The organism is Paenibacillus barengoltzii G22, assembly GCF_000403375.2.
GTDB lineage: Bacteria > Bacillota > Bacilli > Paenibacillales > Paenibacillaceae > Fontibacillus > Fontibacillus barengoltzii.
Genome location: NZ_KE159652.1, coordinates 730,533 through 748,685, shown reverse-complemented (window position 1 = coordinate 748,685; position 18,153 = coordinate 730,533). Strand labels below are relative to the sequence as shown.

Sequence of the window (18,153 nt, the reverse complement as noted above, 5' to 3'; positions counted from 1 at the left end):
ATAAACCGCCATCCCGATACCCAGATTATGGTAAAATAAAGCGATTTCCCGCAATAAACCAATTTCGTTATTTCTCAGAATGCCGGGACTTCGCGGGTTTGAGCCTCAGCCTTCTGAAATCGCCGGGCGTCACGCCAACGATCTTTTTGAATACGCGGCCAAAGGTAATCGAGTTGGCATACCCTACGCGAGTAGAAATATTTTGGATCGTCTCGTCAGTTTCGGTAAGCAGCTCTTGAGCTCGCTCCATCCGCAGCTGAACGATAAAGTCAACGAATTTCATGTTAAATTCTTCCTTAAACAGATAGCTCGCGTACTTCGCCGAAATATGAAACCGATCGCTGATATGCTTCAAGGAGAGATCTGGATTCTCAAAGTTCTCCTCAATGTAGGTTTTAAGCTCGCCCACCATCGCTCGATGGTTTTTGGTTTCGCTGTGTGCCACATATAAGCGGTACAGCCCTGTTAAGTAATCGGAGTATAGCGATTTCAACTGTTCCAGAGTGCCTGCCTTTTTCACGTCATGCTGCAATTTCTTCATCTCTGGACCGTGAAAATAGTTGTGAATCTCTTCAGAAAGAGACGCCAGCTCGTAACCCAGCATATCGATCAGCATCTGCAGCAGCATTCGGATATCCTCGTCCTTCAGACAATCGCTGGCCATCCGCTCAAACCACTGATCCAGACGCATGCGCCATTCGCCGTCCAAGTGCCGGAAATCGCGCACCAGTCCGGAAATCATCATTACATCCTGATGCCATCTGCGTTCGGCAGCCTGCGGCAGATCTTCGCTCAGGAAGATCGCCTCCTGACCGAGCGACAGCTTGTGCTGCAAGACGTCAAGCGCTGCTTTATAGGAACGGTCAATGCGTTGCCACTCGTGCTCAACATGACCGGCACAGAATCGTAAGGAAAACCGCAGATGCTGCTCGACCCAGGCCTTCCCTTTGTCCGCAAACCCGCGGATGGCCTGCGCCGCCGATTCATGAGTTGGGTCAACGCCAACGATCATGCCCAATCGATCCTCAGCGATCCATTCCGCCCAGCCGTAGAGCCCATCGATTTGTGCCAGCTCCTGAAGGACGTTCGTGAGCGCAAACTTGAGTGTATGCTGATCCCGTTCGGAGAACGAACTGCGAAAGTCGGGATAATTGCTAATTTCCACGAGAACAAATGCCAATTGGAGCGGCTCCTCCTTCGGTTGCACGCCCAGCTTCTTCAGACGATCCCAGAGCATGTCCGGCGTCTCGCCCTGCATCAGGTCATAAAACAGCTGGCGACGGCTGATCAGCAGGTTCTCGCGCTGCTGCTTCTCATAATCGGCAGCTTGCTGAATTAAATCCTCCAACGCCCGGTCGATCAGCGACAGCTCATCCATCTTCAGGCCAAGCTCGTCCTCCCGCTGCCTGAGCGATTCGATGCGGCCGACCATCGCTCGGATCGGTTGATAATTTTTTCGAGTGATAAAAATCAAATACACCAGAGCGGCAACCACTGTCGCAATCCCAAGCACGACCCAGATATAAGAGATAAATGAGACCCACGTAAACAGCTGCCCGGCGGCAAGGCCGCTCTCGAAATGCCATCCAAGCACCTCCGATGTTACCCGATTGACAACGCGGTTCTTCTCTCCCTGTTGCTGCATATCGGAAGGACGCGTAGAGAACAGCAGCTCTCCAGATGCATCGCGCACGTCCAGGAAAGAAACCTCGCTGTCGTTCATGGAGCGAATCATTCGCTCGATCGCATACATATCGAGATTGATGACGACCAATCCATCATCACCGAAAGGGAGCGGTTCTCGCTTGTAACTGGATATCACTCGTTTCTCCTGATCCGTGCTAAACTCCCGGTAGCCGCGAATCGGCGACCAGCTTCGATCCTCCAGCTTCGTTAAGGCGGTCTCAACGAAAGCGCGGTCGGCAAACGTTTCTAAATCCATCAGACCGCTGCGTGTCAGTACTCTTCGATCTTTGATCCGATAAATATAAATGGATTCAATCAGGCTGTCCCGAGAAGCCAATTCGCGAATGCTCGCTGCTACATCCAAGATGATCTGGCTGTCCTGTTCGGTGAGTGCCACGTTAAGGAAATCCTCGTACCGTTTGTTTTTTTCGACTTCCTCCAGCACGTCCATCTCGATGCCTTTCAGCGAGCTGGTCAGCCGCCCTACCACATAATCCGTTGTGATCCGATCGGCCTTGACCGTCTGCTTATACGAGATATCGCTAACAATAATTACGAAGATAAAAAACAACACTGCCACCGTGATCAAAAAGATGGGAAAGTACGATAACAGCATCCGTCGGTACCAATTTCCTCTCATTTCACCACTCCCACTTCGAATGCATTTTCGTCATCCACAAAAGCAAAGGAAAGCGTTTTCTTAAGATTGTATGGACAGCCATTGGCGAAGTCAACGAATAGATGAATGTAAGGGAAGTTTTTTGCTGGAGGGACGGGGGAGGTGTCAAAAGGGCATTGGCGGGTTTTGGGCCGCCCTTTTGCACCATTATCCCTTTTGATCAGAGGGCACGACATTATGAAGGATATGGGGGTGCGGACTTAGGAGATACAGAGTTTCAAAGAGATGGAAGTACGGAAAATGGGAGTGAAGGTAAGAAGTGAAGTTAAGATGTTACAGAGGCTACTTAGAGGTATTTATTGGAGGTTTGAAGTTGCGGATTAAACGGGATAATGGTGTTAAAGGCCGCGCCAAAACAGGAGTGGACCAAGAAAGTAACACAGCGGAGAGACAGCACGAGAGCACCTTAACTGACGCTTGGACTCTCGCGCTGCGGCTAATGAACTTTAAAACGCTCTCAATCCGTCACAGCCAATTCGGCAGACAGGGCGGCTTGACTGCTGCCTCCAACCATGACCGTGATTTTACATGGAACTACTTCAAAACGCATCTCCCGCGTCCAGATCCCCAACTCTTCCCTGCCCAGGCTAAACTCAATAGTGCAGCTTTTTCCTGGGTCGAGCTCGATTTTGGTGAAACCTTTTAATTCGGCGATTCGCCGGGTGATCCCCGATTCCCGAGCTCGTATGTATAGCTGGACGGTTTCTGCACCGCTTCGTGCTCCCGTATTTTTGACCTCTGCCTGCACCATAACCCGCTCCCCGTTCTCAAGTGCGGACGGCGAGATAGCAGCCCTAGATAAGGATAGATTCGCATAAGTAAACTGCGTATAGCTCAGCCCATAACCAAACGGATATAACGGCGCAGAAGTCATATCAACGTAATTTCGGATCCTTCCCGGATCCTTTTGGTTGTAATATACCGGAAGTTGGGCAGAGGATCGCGGCAACGTCACCGGCAGCTTCCCGCTTGGGTTCACCTTCCCAAACAGGATCTCGGCGATCGCCCGCCCTCCTTCCGTTCCGGGATACCATGCGCAGAGGACTGCATCGCACATATCCACAACCTCGCCAAGTGCATGCGGCCTGCCTTGAATGATAACGCCAACAACGGGAGTGCCCGTGGCAGCAATCGCCTTTGCAAGCTCCAGCTGGCCCCCGCCGAGGGACAGATCGGCCAGATCTACACCTTCACCGCAATCCATCTCGGACGGGCTGCCCTCCTTGACTATTGCGGCCCCGTTGTCTTCGAACTCACCTCCGAACTCCCGGGCGCTGCTCCCGCCGAGCACAAGAACCACGAGGTTCGCCTCCTTCGCTGCAGCCACCGCTTCCGTGAACCCTGCCTTGGAACAGTTGCGAATCCCGCAGCCCAAGGCGTATACGACGTCGACGTCTTCCGGCGCGCACGCACGGATACCCTGCAGCACCGTCGTTCCGATCCCCTCACGTTGAACGCTGGTATAGTCGCCAAGTTGGTTGTACAAGCGGTCGGCGTTCGGACCGATCACTGCAATCCGACGCGGCTGCCCAACGATTGGTAACAGGTCTCCTTCGTTCTTCAGCAACACAACAGACTCGCGGGCAACCTGCAGATTAACCTTCTGGATTTCAGGACAGCCCACCACGGAAATCGCCCGTAGCTCAGGCACGTAGGGCTTGTCAAACAGGCCCAGCCGAAATTTCAGCCGCAGGACGCGTGCTACCGCCCGATCGATATCCGATTCCAGAACCAGTCCTTGACGCACCGCCTCCTCCAACGTGGTAAAAGCGGTATCCCACAGACTAAGATCTACACCGGACGACAGTGCCAACGCTGCTGCGGACTCGTGGCTGCCGGTAAGTGCCAGCAACCGATCCACCGCGCATCCGTCCGCCATCACAAGCCCTTCGAAGCCCCATTCCTCGCGCAGGATGCCTGTCAGTAAATCGCGATTGGCATGACAAGGCACACCATCAATTTCGTTGTAGGCTGCCATAAAGCCAGCGGCTCCAGCGAGTACACCTGCCTGCGCCGCCGGAAGGTGGATTTCCCTTAGTTCCCGCAGCCCAATGGCGGCCGGTCCTGCGTTACGCCCGCCCTGAGCTGCCCCCTGCGCGCATAAATGCTTCAGGACAACCGCAATGCGGTTTGGAGCATCCAGCCTGCGCGGGTCGTCGCCCTGCATGCCGCGCACCGCGGCTTCCGTAAAGCGGGCAGCCAAATAGGGGTCCTCGCCGAAGCATTCCTCGGAACGTCCCCAGCGCGGCTCCTGCAAAATATCCAGCGCCGAGACCAGTCCAACGTGCGCCCCGCGGCTGCGAATTTCGGCTGCCACCCGAGCATAGGCCTGTATCATCAGCTCCGGATTCCAGGTGGCTCCAACAGCGAGATTCACCGGCAGCATCGTTCCGTCTAACGCCTGGTGGCCGTGCGGACACTCTTCCGTGAGAAGGACGGGAATGCCTAACCGGGTATGCTCCAGTAAGTACCGCTGCACCATGTTTGCGACCTTCGCGCTATCCATCGCTGTAATACCGTTCTCGTAATTCACGCCGGACCAAGGATCGCTGCGGAATAAGCCGTACAACGCACCTATCCCGCCGCCTTTGGCCACCTCGTCCTTAAAAGCGTCGGTCAGCTCAAACGAATCTCCTTGACGGACGTAGGCATCCCAGCCGTACATCCGTTGATTCAACTGGCCCACCTTTTCCCGGAGCGTCATCCGGGCCAATAAATCCGCTACCCGTTCTTCGATCGGAGCGGACAACAGCTTATAAGTCTCCATCCGTATTTCCCCCCGCTTGTCGGCCAGCGACCCCAACGATCTCCGGCCGTCTCCTACTCTGTTCCCGATTCCAAACTGGCCGACGTTTCCCCGCCGCTCTCCGACATTTCTCTGCTGACGCGCAGACCGCGGTATTCCTTTGGCGTCATCCCTGTATAGGTTTTAAACACGGACACGAAGTACTTATACTCTCTGTAGCCGACCTTGTCCGCAATTTCGAATACCTTATCTTGCGTCGTAGCAAGCAAATGCTTGGCTTGATCAATCCGCATCTCATTCATGTATTCCGTAAACCCTTTTCCCGTGCTTTGCTTAAAAATGTAACTGAAATAACTCGGCGTGATTTTCAGCCAAGCCGCAACCTCAGAAGCCTTAAGATCCGTGCGGTAATGGCCGATGATGTATTTTTTCGCTTTTTCCACAATCCAATACGACTTGTCGATTCCGTTCTGATCGATTAACCGCTTCAGCTCCTCCATATCCTCAAGAACAACAGTTTCTAATCCAGCATAGGAGTTATAAATATTCGGGTCCGGCTGTCCCCGGAGGGCGTAGTCCAACCCGGTCATCCCGCTTTTGCGCAAACGCTGGCGGAGCAGGGCAAACAATTCTTCATACACGTTCCAAGCTTCCGGCAGAAGATACCCCGATTCCCGGAAAAAACGAAACATGCCCTCGACCAAACGATGAACTTCTTCCCGATCCTGCTTAAATAACGCAGCTACGAGACATTGCACCATCTCGGTACTATCGAAGGCCGGCAACACCCGCTCCGACATCACCTCTTCACCATAACGGGGCGTCAGGACTTCTCGACCGTCCAGTACATGGAACGACAGCAGGCGTAACGCTTCAGCGCATCGAAGGGCAGTTTCCCCTAAATCCTCGTACACGGTGGAAACCCCGCCATAAATTCGCGCTCCGACTTCAGAGTTAATTGAGCCAATCGCTTTGGCCGCCCACTCATCCCACACACCGGGCTCGATGCGGCTCTCCGCCGTCAGCAGGGTCATCAGCAGATTTTCATGGTCGAAGACGGATACTACATGGAAGGGACTGCCTTCCAGCGCACGCTGCCAACCGAGCTGCCAGGCCTCCTGAACGGTCGCGTAGGGATCCGCCCCCATACTGGCATAGCGTTCGTGGAACTCCGCCAGCTGAGTTGCTGCAATTCGGAATTGCACACCGTTCAGTGAAGCTGGAGGCTCCTGGCCAAACGCCATCCCGTGCCGAGCCATGCCCGACAGCCACAACTCGATCTCCCGCGTCGTTTCTTCCTTGCCGCCGGTGTGGATAGCGGTAACGATTTTTTTCACGACCGAGCTCAATTCTTCAATATCGACCGGCTTCAATAAATAATCGCCCACGCCAACTCGAATGGCTTGGCGCGCATATTCGAACTCCTCGTATCCGCTGATCATGACGATTTGTACCTCAGGATGGCGGTGCCGTACCTCCTTGGCCAATTCCAGCCCATCCATACCGTCCATACGGATATCAGACAGAATCAGCTGGGCTCCATGCTCTTCAATGAGCCGCAGCGCTTCGAATCCATCATACGCCTCACCTACGACTTCCACGCCAAGCTGCGTCCAATCGATCGTATAACGCAGTCCTTCGCAAATGACCGCTTCATCGTCCACAATCAGCATTTTCACCAGTTTGCCTGCATCTGCAGGTGCTACATTCGTGATTCGATCATTCGGATTCATTGGGCTCACCTCCCGGATGGCCGGGCTCGGCAATAGGGAAACGAAGCCGTACCCACGTGCCCGCCGCCGTAGTATCGACAATCTCCAAACCATACGCCTGTCCGTAAAAAATCGTGAGTCTTTCATGGATGTTCAGCAAGGCTCCTTCCCGGATTCCGCCGGTTTCTCGCCGCCCCAACGCGTTGCGGATCACCTCCGCTTTCCCTGGATCCATCCCCTTGCCGTTATCTATCACGTCTACCCAAACTTCATCCTGACGGGCGTAACAACGCACGTTTATCATGCCGTACGGTTTGCTGCGATCCAGTCCATGCTTGATGAAATTCTCCACCAAGGGCTGAAGTGTAGCCTTCAACGTCACAGTCTCCTCAATCCCCGCCTCGATATATAACGAATACTTCAGCTTCTTCTCACCTAACCGGCGCTGCTGCAAATACAAATACGATTGAGCAAATTCCAGTTCTTTGCGCAACGTGGTCTGGTAGTTTCCATTGCTCATGCTGGAACGGAAGAACTTCGACAACATTTCGATCAGTTGGCTCGACTTTGTTGCCTGCTCCAAACGTGCCGTCCAACGAATCATATCCAGCGTATTATATAAAAAGTGCGGATCCATCTGATTTTGCAGAAGCTTCAGCTCGGACTCCCGTTCCCTTAACTCCAGCTTGTATTTATGCTCAATCAGTTGTTGGATCGTCTCGACCATCTCGTTAAACTTGCGGTTTAATTCGGAGATCTCGTCGTTGGATTTGACCGGAACCCGAGCGTTGAAGTCCCCGTAGGTAACTTTGCTGGTTTCTTTTTTCAGCCGTAAAATGGGGCGAATGATCGTGTAATGAAACCCGATCAATGCAGTTAAGCCCAGCATCATGATCGCCGCCAGAATGACCAGCATGATCATTTTAATGCCGCGGAACTCCTCAGACACCTTCGCTTCGGGAATCATGGCGACCAGTGTCCAATCCGTGTTCTCCATTTTTTTATATAAAGTTAAATAACGTTGGCCTTTCACCTCATAGGTTAGGTCCCCTTGTCCGGAGGCCGACAGCTTGTCCAGCAACGACTCATTCGGATGAAGATCTTTCGGCGACGGTGGATTCGTCCTTAATATCTCCTGGCCTTCCGGGCCAACGATAAAGACGCTTCCCACACCGTCCTTGAAAATCCCTTTCTCCAGCAAGCCCACAATGCTTGCTTCATCCAAGCGGATAATTAACCTTCCCAGCGGTAAGGTGATTTTACTGTAGGAATTGAGAATTCGGAACATCGACAGCACCCGAACCTCACCGTTCCAATCGCTGTGCAGCGAGTACCCTTCGGTCCAAGTAATCCCGCCTTTTTGGGCCTTTGCGGCCTCCTCCCATTTCGTTTCGTCTCCGCGGAACGGCTCACCCATTTCAATCGAGTTGCCGTTATACCCGAGAATCTCAATGGAACGAATATATCCCTTTGACATCAGTTGAAACGTCAGGAAATCCTCGATATTCCGTTTCAGAACTGCTTGTTGTTCACTGCTCAAGGGTGGAGAGGTGCGCAGGAAGTTGCGCATATCTGGACTTAAAATGAAGTAATTGGCGATGTCTTCCACCATTTTGGTTTGCTCGCCAAGCTGGCCGACGACGTTATCAAGGTTCCGCTTCGTGGAATTGATGAACTGCTCCCGAAGCACCTCATTAAATTGAACTTGCACGACCACACCGACGCCAAACGTCGGCAAAATGACGAAGATGAGGAAAATGACAAGCGCCTTCCGCTTTAAGCCAAAGCTGCCTAGAAACCTTTTGTAGCTTGCCATCGCACATCGCCTCCGTCCGGTCGTGATGCTATGTGAACCTTAGTTACCCTTTGACCGCCCCTGCCGTCATGCCGGTAACCAGTTGTTTTTGCAATAATAAATAGAAAATAATGATCGGAATCAGCGCCATCGTCAGCGCTGCCATTTGCAACGTCAGATTCGCCGTTTCGATGCCTACGAAGTTGGCCAAGCCAAGCGGCAGCGTCTTGAGCTCTGATGAGCTGATTAATACTAAAGCGAACAAATATTCATTCCAGTTATAGATAAAGTTGAGGATAATGACGGTTGCCATTGCAGGTCTTGTAATAGGGAGGATGATCGACCAGAAAATTCGGAAAATACCTGCGCCATCCATGACGCCCGATTCCTCGAGATCCTTGGGGAATCCCCGCATGAAGCCCTCCAGAATAATGATCGTTAACGACAGGTGGAACGCTGTATACGGCAAAATCAACGATAAATGGGTATCTAACAGGTGTAATTTCTGCATGATCAGAAAGATCGGAATCAATGTTGCGTGAATTGGCACAAGCATGCCCAACAGAAATACGCCGTAAGTGAAACCTCGCAATCTAAATTGAAACCGTGATAGAAAATAGGAGGCTAAGGCCCCTAAAAATACGGTGACTACCAAGGAAGCAAAGGTAACAAACAAACTGTTCAGAAAGTATACATTCATATTGGCTACTTTCCACGCCTCCGCGTAGTTGGACACATGCAAGGCTTCCGGCAGCGAAAACGGGCTGAGCGCGTATTCCTGTTCATTTTTGAAAGAGTTAACGACCATCCAGAACAGCGGAATTATATTTATGATAGCGAATAGACTTAGAAAAGTGTATGCCAATATTCGGAACCCTACGGACTTCATGCTCATGGTCAGTCCCTCCTTTCTTTATGCATCTTTTTCTCGGCCTAGGCGATTAACGATCGAGATCACGATCAAACTGAAAAGTAAGATTAAGATTGCAACTGCACTGCCATATCCGTAGCGCATATTTATAAAGGCGCTGTTGTACATATGAATCGTCATCACTTCGGTTTGGTGTGCAGGACCACCGCCCGTCAAAATTTGAATTAAGTCGAAGACGCGGAAGGAGTTACTGATGCTATAGACAACCCCAACCATCAGCGTAGTGCGAATCATCGGGATCGTAATCAGGAAGGTACGTTTGAGCCCCGTGGCCCCATCCAGCTCGGCAGCTTCGTTGACCTCATCGGGGATGTTTTGCAATGCGGCCAGAAAAATAACCATATATAGACCACAGTTCTGCCAGATATACGCCACGCTGATGGACAACATGGACCAACGGTCATCACCAAGCCAGTTCTGCTTCCAACTGTCGAGGCCCACGAGGCCCAACAGGTTATTTAGCATCCCGTATTCCGTGTTATAAACCATGCCCCATATCAAGGACACCATGACGGAAGAGATGACTACGGGCATAAACCCAACCGTGCGGAAGAACCCGGAACCCTTCAGTCCGCGATTCAGCAACAGCGCGAGCAGTAACCCAAGCGGAATTTGGCCGATCAGACCGGTCACCATGATGATGACGTTATTTTTGACCGAGAGCCAGAAGGTGTCGTTGCCCAGAATCTTCGTGAAGTTATCAAGACCAACAAACTCCATCGATCCGATGCCGTTCCAGTCCATCAACGAATAGTACAGCGACACACCGATCGGTACAATGGCGATTCCCAGATAGATGATCAGGGCAGGTAATAACCCAATAAAGATCGCCAGTTTCGCGCCTCGTAATGTTTGCATCAGGGGTTCCCTCCTTTATATCTAGATTCAACTCCGATGAATGAAGAAAACCCGAGGAACGGGTTTTCTATCACGCATCGATATGGATACCGTGCTATGGCCTCATCATCATGTCTATCTCATGTCATCCATCGCCTGTTGAACCTCTGCAGCCAGTTCCTCAGGAGTCGTACGTCCCATCATCATCGACTGCAGGCCATTTTGTAACACATCGACGACTTGGGTCGGAATTAAACTATCGAAGACCGGAGACATTCCGTTGCTCGTCAAAGCCAGCATTTCCTTCAAATAAGGACTTGCATCCTCAGGAACATCAATTTTCGCTGGGACCACTACGCCCTTACGTGCCAGTTCCTTATATAGATCCTCGCTGACAAAGAACTTCAGGAACTCTTGGGCAGCCTGCAGCTTCTGTTCATCCAACCCGCTCTTGATACCGATGCCAAATTGCATGATCCCGGCACTCTTCTTCGGATCGCCCTTACCACCTTCAAAGCTCGGCAACAAAGCAATCCCAAACTTATCGCCTTCTTCGTTATTCATCCGGATCCGCCCATCCACCGTTGCCGACGAAATATGCATGGCGGCCTTACCTTGGATCAAATAATCCTGACTTTGTACCGAGTCCATATTATTGGCATCTGTATTAAAAGCTCCCAGCTTAGTCAACTCATCAATAACTGCCAGTGCTTTCACGAACTCAGGGTCGGTAAACTTCGCCTTCCCTGCCAAAACAGCGGGCAAAAAGTCGCTGCCTGTAAAACGATCGCCAATGCCGGATACGTATGTGGATTGCAGCGGCCATTGTTCCTTGTTGCCTAACGAAATCGGTGTAATCCCTGCTGCTTTCAGCTTGGTTATTACATCGATAAAGCCTTCATAAGTATCCGGGAAATGGTCATAGCCCACCTGGGCAAACATCTCTTTATTGTAGTAAATGATATCAACAAAGTTTTGTTTGGTTGGGATCGCATACTGCTGACCGTCTACATTAAAGCCGCTCAAGGCATATTCCGGCAGGAGATCCTTCCAATTGTCCATCATGTCATTAATCGGTTGAAGCAAGTTCCCGGCTACCAGCGGGTCCAGATCCGCTCCCGGCCATATGACATTGATATCCGCCAAGTTGTTGGCAGCAGCCAGCGTACGCAGCTTCGTCTTGTATTGTGCAGAAGGCACGCTGTCTTGCTTGATAATAATATTGGGATGTTGCTTCTCGAACTCTGCAATACGTTCTTTATACACTTCGTTATCCACATTCGGGGTAGTCCAAGGATGCATCATGGTTAACGTAATTGTCGGCTCCGTTCCTGAACCGCTAGTATTGTTCGCATTACTTGCACTATTACTGCCACACGCGGTGACCAACAACATCAATACAGCAAGAAAGCCAAGCATGATCGATTTTCTACTTCGGTTTGTTCTCCTCATCGTACAACCCTCTCCCTTATCGAATTTAGAACTTCCTAAGAAAATAACAGAAAATGATCTAATATATTTCTTCATCTGTTATATCGCTTATTATATAGACGGATCCGATATCTAAACATCCCATGATTTTTCGATTATATCTAATATTTTGAAGCAATTCTAAATATAACTCACTTAATTTGTTATATATACTAACACAATCATTGTGTTGAGGGGTTGCAGCAGAAGTTGGAGCTTCTATTTGGTAACGCTTACATTAGTTGGTTATAGATAACCGCTTTATGCGGCTATCTTCCTGCTAGTATTAAGCTTGCGAGTCTTTCAAAATATGGTCCACCAATTCATCTACCGGCACCGTAGCCAGCGCGATCGCGGTATCCGTCACCCCATAGTAGATATAGAGTAAGCCGTCTTTAACGACATTCCCCGTGGGGAAGATGACGTTTGGAATCTGATAGCCAAATTTCTCGTAGTACGTTTCCGGCTCCATGATGAAGTTTTTCGTGCGGGCAATGATTTTCTCTGGATTCTCCAGATCCAGCAGCATCGCCCCTACGCGGTAAACGACCTCATCATCGACGCCGTGGTACAACACGAGCCATCCGCGATCCGTCCTGATCGGCGGCGTCGATCCCCCAATTTTTCGCGATTCCCAGGCCATGTTCTCCGCTTTCGCCAGCAACTTCGGCTCTTCCCAATGGATCAGATCCTCGGAATACGTAATCCACATCGCTGCTTTTTCCGTGCCGTACGCATCGCCGACGTATTCCTCCGGCCGCCGCAGCAGCACGAACTTGCCGTTAATCTTCTCGGGGAACAGGATGTTGTCGCGATCATTGATATCCAGCGGCGTTGTGTCGGCAACGAATTCCCAATCGATCAGGTTCTTGGAGGCAACAATGGAGGAACGCGTCAGCCAATGTCCTTCCTGCTCTCCCCAACCGTCTGGGTATTTCGGAATGGAACGCTCCGGAACGCCTCTTCCTGTCGGATAATAACTCATTGCACATGGACGCAGCGCGTAGTTCATATAAAACGTGTCATCGATTTTTACAATCCGCGGGTCCTGCACACTGCCGTACGGGAAACCTAGCATGTCCGGCGTAATGATCGGCTCGTCCTTTACATGGGTGAAATGCACGCCGTCTTCGCTTTCCAACAGCCCCAAGTAGTTTTTGCACGGAGTCAGCGATCCTGCCGTCCGTTCGATCATATAAAATTTGCCGTTATCCATGATCACCGCCGGGTTGAATACCGTCACTTTTCTCCACTCATATCCTCCCGGCACCACAATCGGGTTTTCCGGATGTCTCGTGATCTTCATCTGCGTTCCTCCTCCTAAACCCCTATACCCATCTTGAGATCAAATCTGTATTGTTATTATAGCCCTGGGCTTCTTGAGGAAATATCCCATAAACTTTCGAAAACATCTGAAATATTCTAATCATTTTGTGGCAAAAAAAACCGGATCATTGCGATTTAAGCAACAATCCGGGGGCTGGCATTCGCCTCGTTACGCGTCATAATCGACGATGTAACTTTGCAGCTCCGTATTATAATAACCAACGCTATATTCAGCCAATCTTCCCTGGGCATCCCGCGAATACCGCAAACGCTTCAGCACGGGGACCCCATCTTCCAACCGCAGGAATTGCTTGGCTCCGACCGGCGGAAGAGCCACCGTGAACTCGTCCCTCAGCTTGTCCAGTGATACGCCCCACTCTTCCAGCACCTCATAGAATGAGTGGTCGCGGAAATCTTCAAGCTCCGGTTCCGTCGGTTCTTTCCAAGTGACGGCCAAATAATGCTCGTAAAAAATATAAGGCTCGCCGTCGAGATGATACGCCCGTTCCAGCTTCAAGCAGCGCTCCCCGAACAGCCTGTGAAGCTCGGAGCCTGCCTCGTTCCACAACGATTCGGCACGGAGCCATTCCTTGCGAATCTGATGATTCTCCTCCACCAGAATCTCCGTGAAGTGCTTCCATTTCGACCACTTGGAGGCGGCTTTGTTGCGGATCACTTTGGTGCCTTTCCCGCTGCCCTTCTCCAGATAACCTTCCTGGACAAGCTCCTGAATCGCGCCGCGAACCGTAATTTTACTGACGGCAAACTCCTGCTCCAGCTGAGGCTCAGAAGGGATATTGCTGCCCAGCGGGTATACGCCGTGTAAGATGCGTTCCTTCAGGATGTTTTTGATTTGTACATATAACGGTCGATCTTTGCGGGACAACCTCACGAACCAGTACCCTACCTTTCCACATCGCCTGCGGCGGATTGCTCCATTGCCCGGAGGACATCTGCCTCCGTCGCCATCGGGGTATCGCCCGGCACCGTGTGCGCCAGCATGCCTGCTGCCGCGGCAAACCGGACGGTCTGCCCCGCTTCATAGCCCTCCAACTCCCCATGGATAATCCCGCTCGCAAAAGCGTCTCCTGCCCCTATTCTATCATAGACCGAAAACGTGAGCTGTTCAGAGAACGCAAAACGTCCCCCTTTGAACAGGAATCCGCGCAGCGAATGGGAGTTATCACCGTGGATTTGGCGGTGCGTTCCGGCAATCACGGAAATGCCGTAGTTATCCGCCACAACCGGAATCAGCTCCTTCAGCTGCTTCTCCCGCTCCTGCTGGTTCGTGGTCATTCCTAAGGTCAGCAGCGCATCTTTTTCATTCATCATCACGATGTCCGCTAATCGAAGCATCGCTTCATAATGCGGCTTCGCCTGGGCATATCCGCCTGCGCTCCAAAGAGACGGCCGGTAGTTGCAGTCAAAAATCACCTTGCCCCCCTGCCGCTTCACGGCTTCGGCAAGCGACTTCATGTGGGAACGTACGCCTTCGTTCATCGCCAGCGTAATCCCATCGAAGTGCACCGCCTCCATGCCGGCGGCGATGTCCTCATAATCATAGGTTCCTTCCGGCGCAGTGTTAAAGCTGCTGTCCAACCGATTCGAATAAGTGACGCGGCTGGGTCGCACGCCAAAGCCATTTTCCAGGAAGTACATGCCTACGAACTTGCCTCCCCGGACAACGTGAGCCGTGCCGATGCCGAGCTGGCGCAGATAGGCGACAGCTGCATCGCCCAGCGGATTATCCGGCAACCGTGTGACTAGTACACCCTCATGCCCGTAGCGGGATAAAGCCGACACCACATTTACGCCGGTACCCGAAAAAGAATACTTCAACGTATCCGCCTGCGCTAACGTCTCATACCCCGGGACCTGCAGGCGCATCATTACTTCACCGAAGGCGGCAATACGATGTTTAGGCATAAGCATTCGCCAGCTGTTTCATGATTTGGGTCAGCAGATGCACATCTTCGGTCCGGGTGTTGCCGGTCTCTTTGTCGATGATCGAGGTATATACATGCGGAATGACTTGTGGAACCCCGGCTTCCAAGGCAATGCGCACGATCGGCTCAAAATTGTCCAGGTCGATTCCGCCGGTCGGCTCCAGCGCAAAATTCTCCTTCGCACAAGCAGCCGCTACCGCGCGAAGCTCTTCTTCGCGGCTTAAGCCTTGCATTGGGAAGTATTTGAGCGCATTGCCGCCCATATCGCGCACCAGCGCAATCGCTGCTTCAACCGGAACAATCGCTGGCTTCTCCTGGGCTGCGCTGGCCGGGCCGGTGGAGATGTTCACGTATCCCGCTTGCCCCGTCGGGGAGACCAAGCTGTTGATCCAGCCATCCTGTGCGCCAAGATTCGCTCGGGTCGCTCCAACCGCCGGGAACACCTGATTGATATGGCTGCCGGCATAATGCTTGGCGATCTCGGCAACGACGGCCGCCTGACGATTATCGCCGGCACCCAGACCGATCGACACTGCATCGTCAATTACCCGGCCGTATGCCTTCATTGCCGTTACGGCTTCCTCAACGCTAGCGTAGTCCTTCGACAGGACCCCAACGAGCACATAACCTTCCGCCGCTTCAAACACTTCCTTGGCGTTCGGAATATCTTTAGCCAGGACGTTGAGGGCTACCCGATTTTTATAAAAGCGTTTTGCGATTTGCGACATCTTATTGTCCTCCTGCCAATTCGCGAATTTTTGCGGCAATGACCTCGATATCGTCCCCCATCAGCGGGCGTGGATCGATATCAAAATACCCTTGTCTCACCCCATAATCCCGGGTGTAAATGGCAATATCCCCCGTTTGCAGCGCATGTACCATGTCCTTCGCCGAAATTCCAGCTTGCTGCGGGTCCACCTGCACTCGCGCCCGGAAAATCGCTCGCCCGGCTTCGTCCTGCACGATAGAGACCCGGATTCCCGGAAGCTCACTCAGCGGCATCAAGGTTTGCAAAGCCTCTTTTTCGCGCTCACTGTTGTCGGGTTTCACGGCGTACTCGTCCAGGGCTTGCAGCAACCCAAAGGTCGTTTCCTTGCCCACCTTCATGCTTCGTCCGATGCCGTGCAGCTGCACCTTTACCCATTCGATGTACTTGCGTTTCCCGGCAACGATACCGGAGGTCGGGCCTTCAATCGCTTTGGAGCCGCTGTAAATGGCCAAGTCGGAGAATTTCACGTACTTTTGCAGATCCTCCTCCGCCGCGGCATCGACGATCATTGGAATTTGATTCCGCTGCGCGACCTCCCACGCCTCTTCAACGGAGATCATGTTCTTCTGCACGGCATGATGTGATTTCACATAGAGGATCGCCGCAGTTCTGTCGCCGATCGCGTCTTCAATGTGCTCTGCTCGCCCTTCATTCGCGTAGCCCGCCTCCACCAGCTTGCCGCCGCCGAGGTACACCATCGTTTCCACGGGAGCGCCGTACTGCACGTTATGCCCCTTCAGCATGATGATTTCGTTACGGGGGATTTCCTCCTGATGCAGACGCAAGCTCTTGCGTCGGTCGCCTTGCGTTACGATTGCCGCAACCGACAAAGCGATGCCGCTGGATGCCGAGTTGACGACCACCGCTGCCTCCGATCCCACATGTTTGGCGACATAGTCTCCCGCCTTGTCCACGAGGTCAGCGATTTCGACGTAGCTTTGGCCGCCCCGCTTCATCGCGTCCATCACCGTGTCGCTTGGCGCCGATACGCCAAGGATGCTCATCCGCCCGCTGGCGTTAATCACGCGCTTAAGCCCGTACTTCGCATTTAATGAATTTTCCATGGACGATCACTCCTTTAGCTTCGATACGGCGCTTCGAGACGCGCCGTTCTCCTTCCGAATCAACGAGTTCCACAGGTTCTTCCTTCACGACGAACAACGTTAAGTGGGCCGGGTCTCCAACCTGAATGCGGCCCAACTTCTCACGGCCCAGCCATTGTGCTGCTTGAGTGGTTACCGCAGCAATGACTTCCTCAAGCGAATAGCCAAGATAAAGAAATTTGCTCAGCACGTTGGCCATGCTGTACACCGGACCATTCAGCCGGTTCCCCCGGTAGATGTCGGTGCTGATCGTATCAGGGTGGATCCCTTGTCGCTTCGCCGCCTCGGCCACCCGAAACGAGAAGCTGGCCGTACCATGGCCTACATCAAGATGCACCCCGCGGCGGATTGCCTCGTTTAACACCGGGAGCGGTTCGCCTGCTTCGTCAAACAAATTGTTCGCTTTACCATTGAGATAATGGGTAATGATATCTTTTCGTTGCAGCAGCGGGATCACCTCCCGGATATCGGGCGGCGCTGAGCCGATATGCACCATCAGCGGCAGCCCCGTCTCCAGCGACAGCTCCCTTCCGATCCGCAGCGGCATGACGCCGTTGTCGCGGACGACGCTCTGGCTGATTCGCGCTTTCAGGCCAACGATGGAGTCCCGATACTCGGCAAGTGCAGCCTTCAAGCGCTCACGGTCGATCCAAGCTAACTCCGACAGTTCGTCGATGCGTTTCAGTCCAATCCGCGAGATGTTCAAAAAAGCCAACAGATTGGTCTCCGCGTGCTTGCCGCTGGCCAGCAGATCGCCGATCCGATCCGCACCGCAGCTGCCGGCATCTATAATTGTTGTGACGCCTTGCTTCACGCCAATCTCATCGATCTCGTCACCGTACGGGTCGAACTCTGGAAATGCGTGGACATGCATATCGATCCAACCGCTGGACACATAGTGGCCGGTCCCGTCCCAGTCCCGATCGCCGCGAGCCTGGCCGGCTTCCGTGATCTCCGTGATGATCCCATCCTCGATCACAATGTCGATCGCTTCCCCATTAACTCTTTGGAGATGGCGATAAACGACTCTTTCCTTCATCATAGCTCGCCTCTTTTTAATAAGGATCGTTGTCATGCCTGCCTCTGATTGAATTTAGCATAACATGGAAAATAACTCTTGAGAATATAACGTTATAATGTTTAAACATTGGAT

13 protein-coding genes are annotated in these 18,153 nt (G+C 52.3%); all 13 read right to left on the bottom strand.

Annotated elements, in window-relative coordinates; all coding sequences use genetic code 11:
• Nucleotides 1-67 precede the first annotated feature (67 nt).
• The 13 genes from C812_RS03540 to C812_RS03480 all read right to left on the bottom strand — a co-directional run bounded on the left by C812_RS03540 (nt 68) and on the right by C812_RS03480 (nt 18,039).
• The gene (locus C812_RS03540; protein WP_016311314.1) at nt 68-2,326 is read right to left on the bottom strand and encodes a helix-turn-helix domain-containing protein; all 2,259 of its coding nucleotides are present in this window, start codon (nt 2,324-2,326) and stop codon (nt 68-70) included.
• Between the two features lie 496 nt (nt 2,327-2,822).
• Nucleotides 2,823-5,132, bottom strand: coding sequence for a glycoside hydrolase family 3 N-terminal domain-containing protein (locus tag C812_RS03535; protein ID WP_016311312.1), 2,310 nt, complete (start codon nt 5,130-5,132; stop codon nt 2,823-2,825).
• Between the two features lie 53 nt (nt 5,133-5,185).
• The gene (locus tag C812_RS03530) at nt 5,186-6,844 is read right to left on the bottom strand and encodes a response regulator transcription factor (protein ID WP_016311311.1); all 1,659 of its coding nucleotides are present in this window, start codon (nt 6,842-6,844) and stop codon (nt 5,186-5,188) included.
• Nucleotides 6,831-8,639: a cache domain-containing sensor histidine kinase gene (locus tag C812_RS03525; RefSeq protein WP_016311310.1), complete on the bottom strand. Its 1,809-nt coding sequence runs from the start codon at nt 8,637-8,639 to the stop codon at nt 6,831-6,833. Before C812_RS03525 ends, C812_RS03530 begins: the two co-directional genes overlap by 14 nt.
• Before the next feature lie 43 nt (nt 8,640-8,682).
• Nucleotides 8,683-9,513, bottom strand: a complete 831-nt coding sequence (locus tag C812_RS03520; RefSeq protein ID WP_016311309.1) for a carbohydrate ABC transporter permease — start codon at nt 9,511-9,513, stop codon at nt 8,683-8,685.
• Between the two features lie 18 nt (nt 9,514-9,531).
• Nucleotides 9,532-10,407, bottom strand: coding sequence for a carbohydrate ABC transporter permease (locus C812_RS03515; RefSeq protein ID WP_016311308.1), 876 nt, complete (start codon nt 10,405-10,407; stop codon nt 9,532-9,534).
• Nucleotides 10,408-10,521: 114 nt separating this feature from the next.
• The gene (locus C812_RS03510) at nt 10,522-11,838 is read right to left on the bottom strand and encodes an extracellular solute-binding protein (protein WP_016311307.1); all 1,317 of its coding nucleotides are present in this window, start codon (nt 11,836-11,838) and stop codon (nt 10,522-10,524) included.
• 304 nt (nt 11,839-12,142) lie between these two features.
• Nucleotides 12,143-13,162 carry a glycoside hydrolase family 130 protein gene (locus tag C812_RS03505; RefSeq protein WP_016311306.1) on the bottom strand — a complete coding sequence of 340 codons (1,020 nt, stop codon included), beginning with the start codon at nt 13,160-13,162 and terminating at the stop codon, nt 12,143-12,145.
• 189 nt (nt 13,163-13,351) lie between these two features.
• On the bottom strand, nt 13,352-14,074 hold the full coding sequence (locus C812_RS03500; protein ID WP_016311305.1) for a GntR family transcriptional regulator: 723 nt from the start codon (nt 14,072-14,074) through the stop codon (nt 13,352-13,354).
• 11 nt (nt 14,075-14,085) lie between these two features.
• The gene (locus tag C812_RS03495) at nt 14,086-15,108 is read right to left on the bottom strand and encodes a sugar kinase (RefSeq protein ID WP_016311304.1); all 1,023 of its coding nucleotides are present in this window, start codon (nt 15,106-15,108) and stop codon (nt 14,086-14,088) included.
• On the bottom strand, nt 15,101-15,856 hold the full coding sequence (gene dagF, locus C812_RS03490; RefSeq protein WP_016311303.1) for a 2-dehydro-3-deoxy-phosphogluconate aldolase: 756 nt from the start codon (nt 15,854-15,856) through the stop codon (nt 15,101-15,103). The genes C812_RS03495 and dagF overlap by 8 nt, the downstream gene beginning before the upstream one ends.
• A 1-nt stretch (nt 15,857) precedes the next feature.
• Nucleotides 15,858-16,961 (bottom strand): DgaE family pyridoxal phosphate-dependent ammonia lyase, encoded by a 1,104-nt coding sequence (locus tag C812_RS03485; protein WP_016311302.1) that lies wholly within the window; start codon nt 16,959-16,961, stop codon nt 15,858-15,860.
• Nucleotides 16,927-18,039: an amidohydrolase/deacetylase family metallohydrolase gene (locus C812_RS03480; RefSeq protein WP_016311301.1), complete on the bottom strand. Its 1,113-nt coding sequence runs from the start codon at nt 18,037-18,039 to the stop codon at nt 16,927-16,929. Before C812_RS03480 ends, C812_RS03485 begins: the two co-directional genes overlap by 35 nt.
• Nucleotides 18,040-18,153 lie beyond the last annotated feature (114 nt).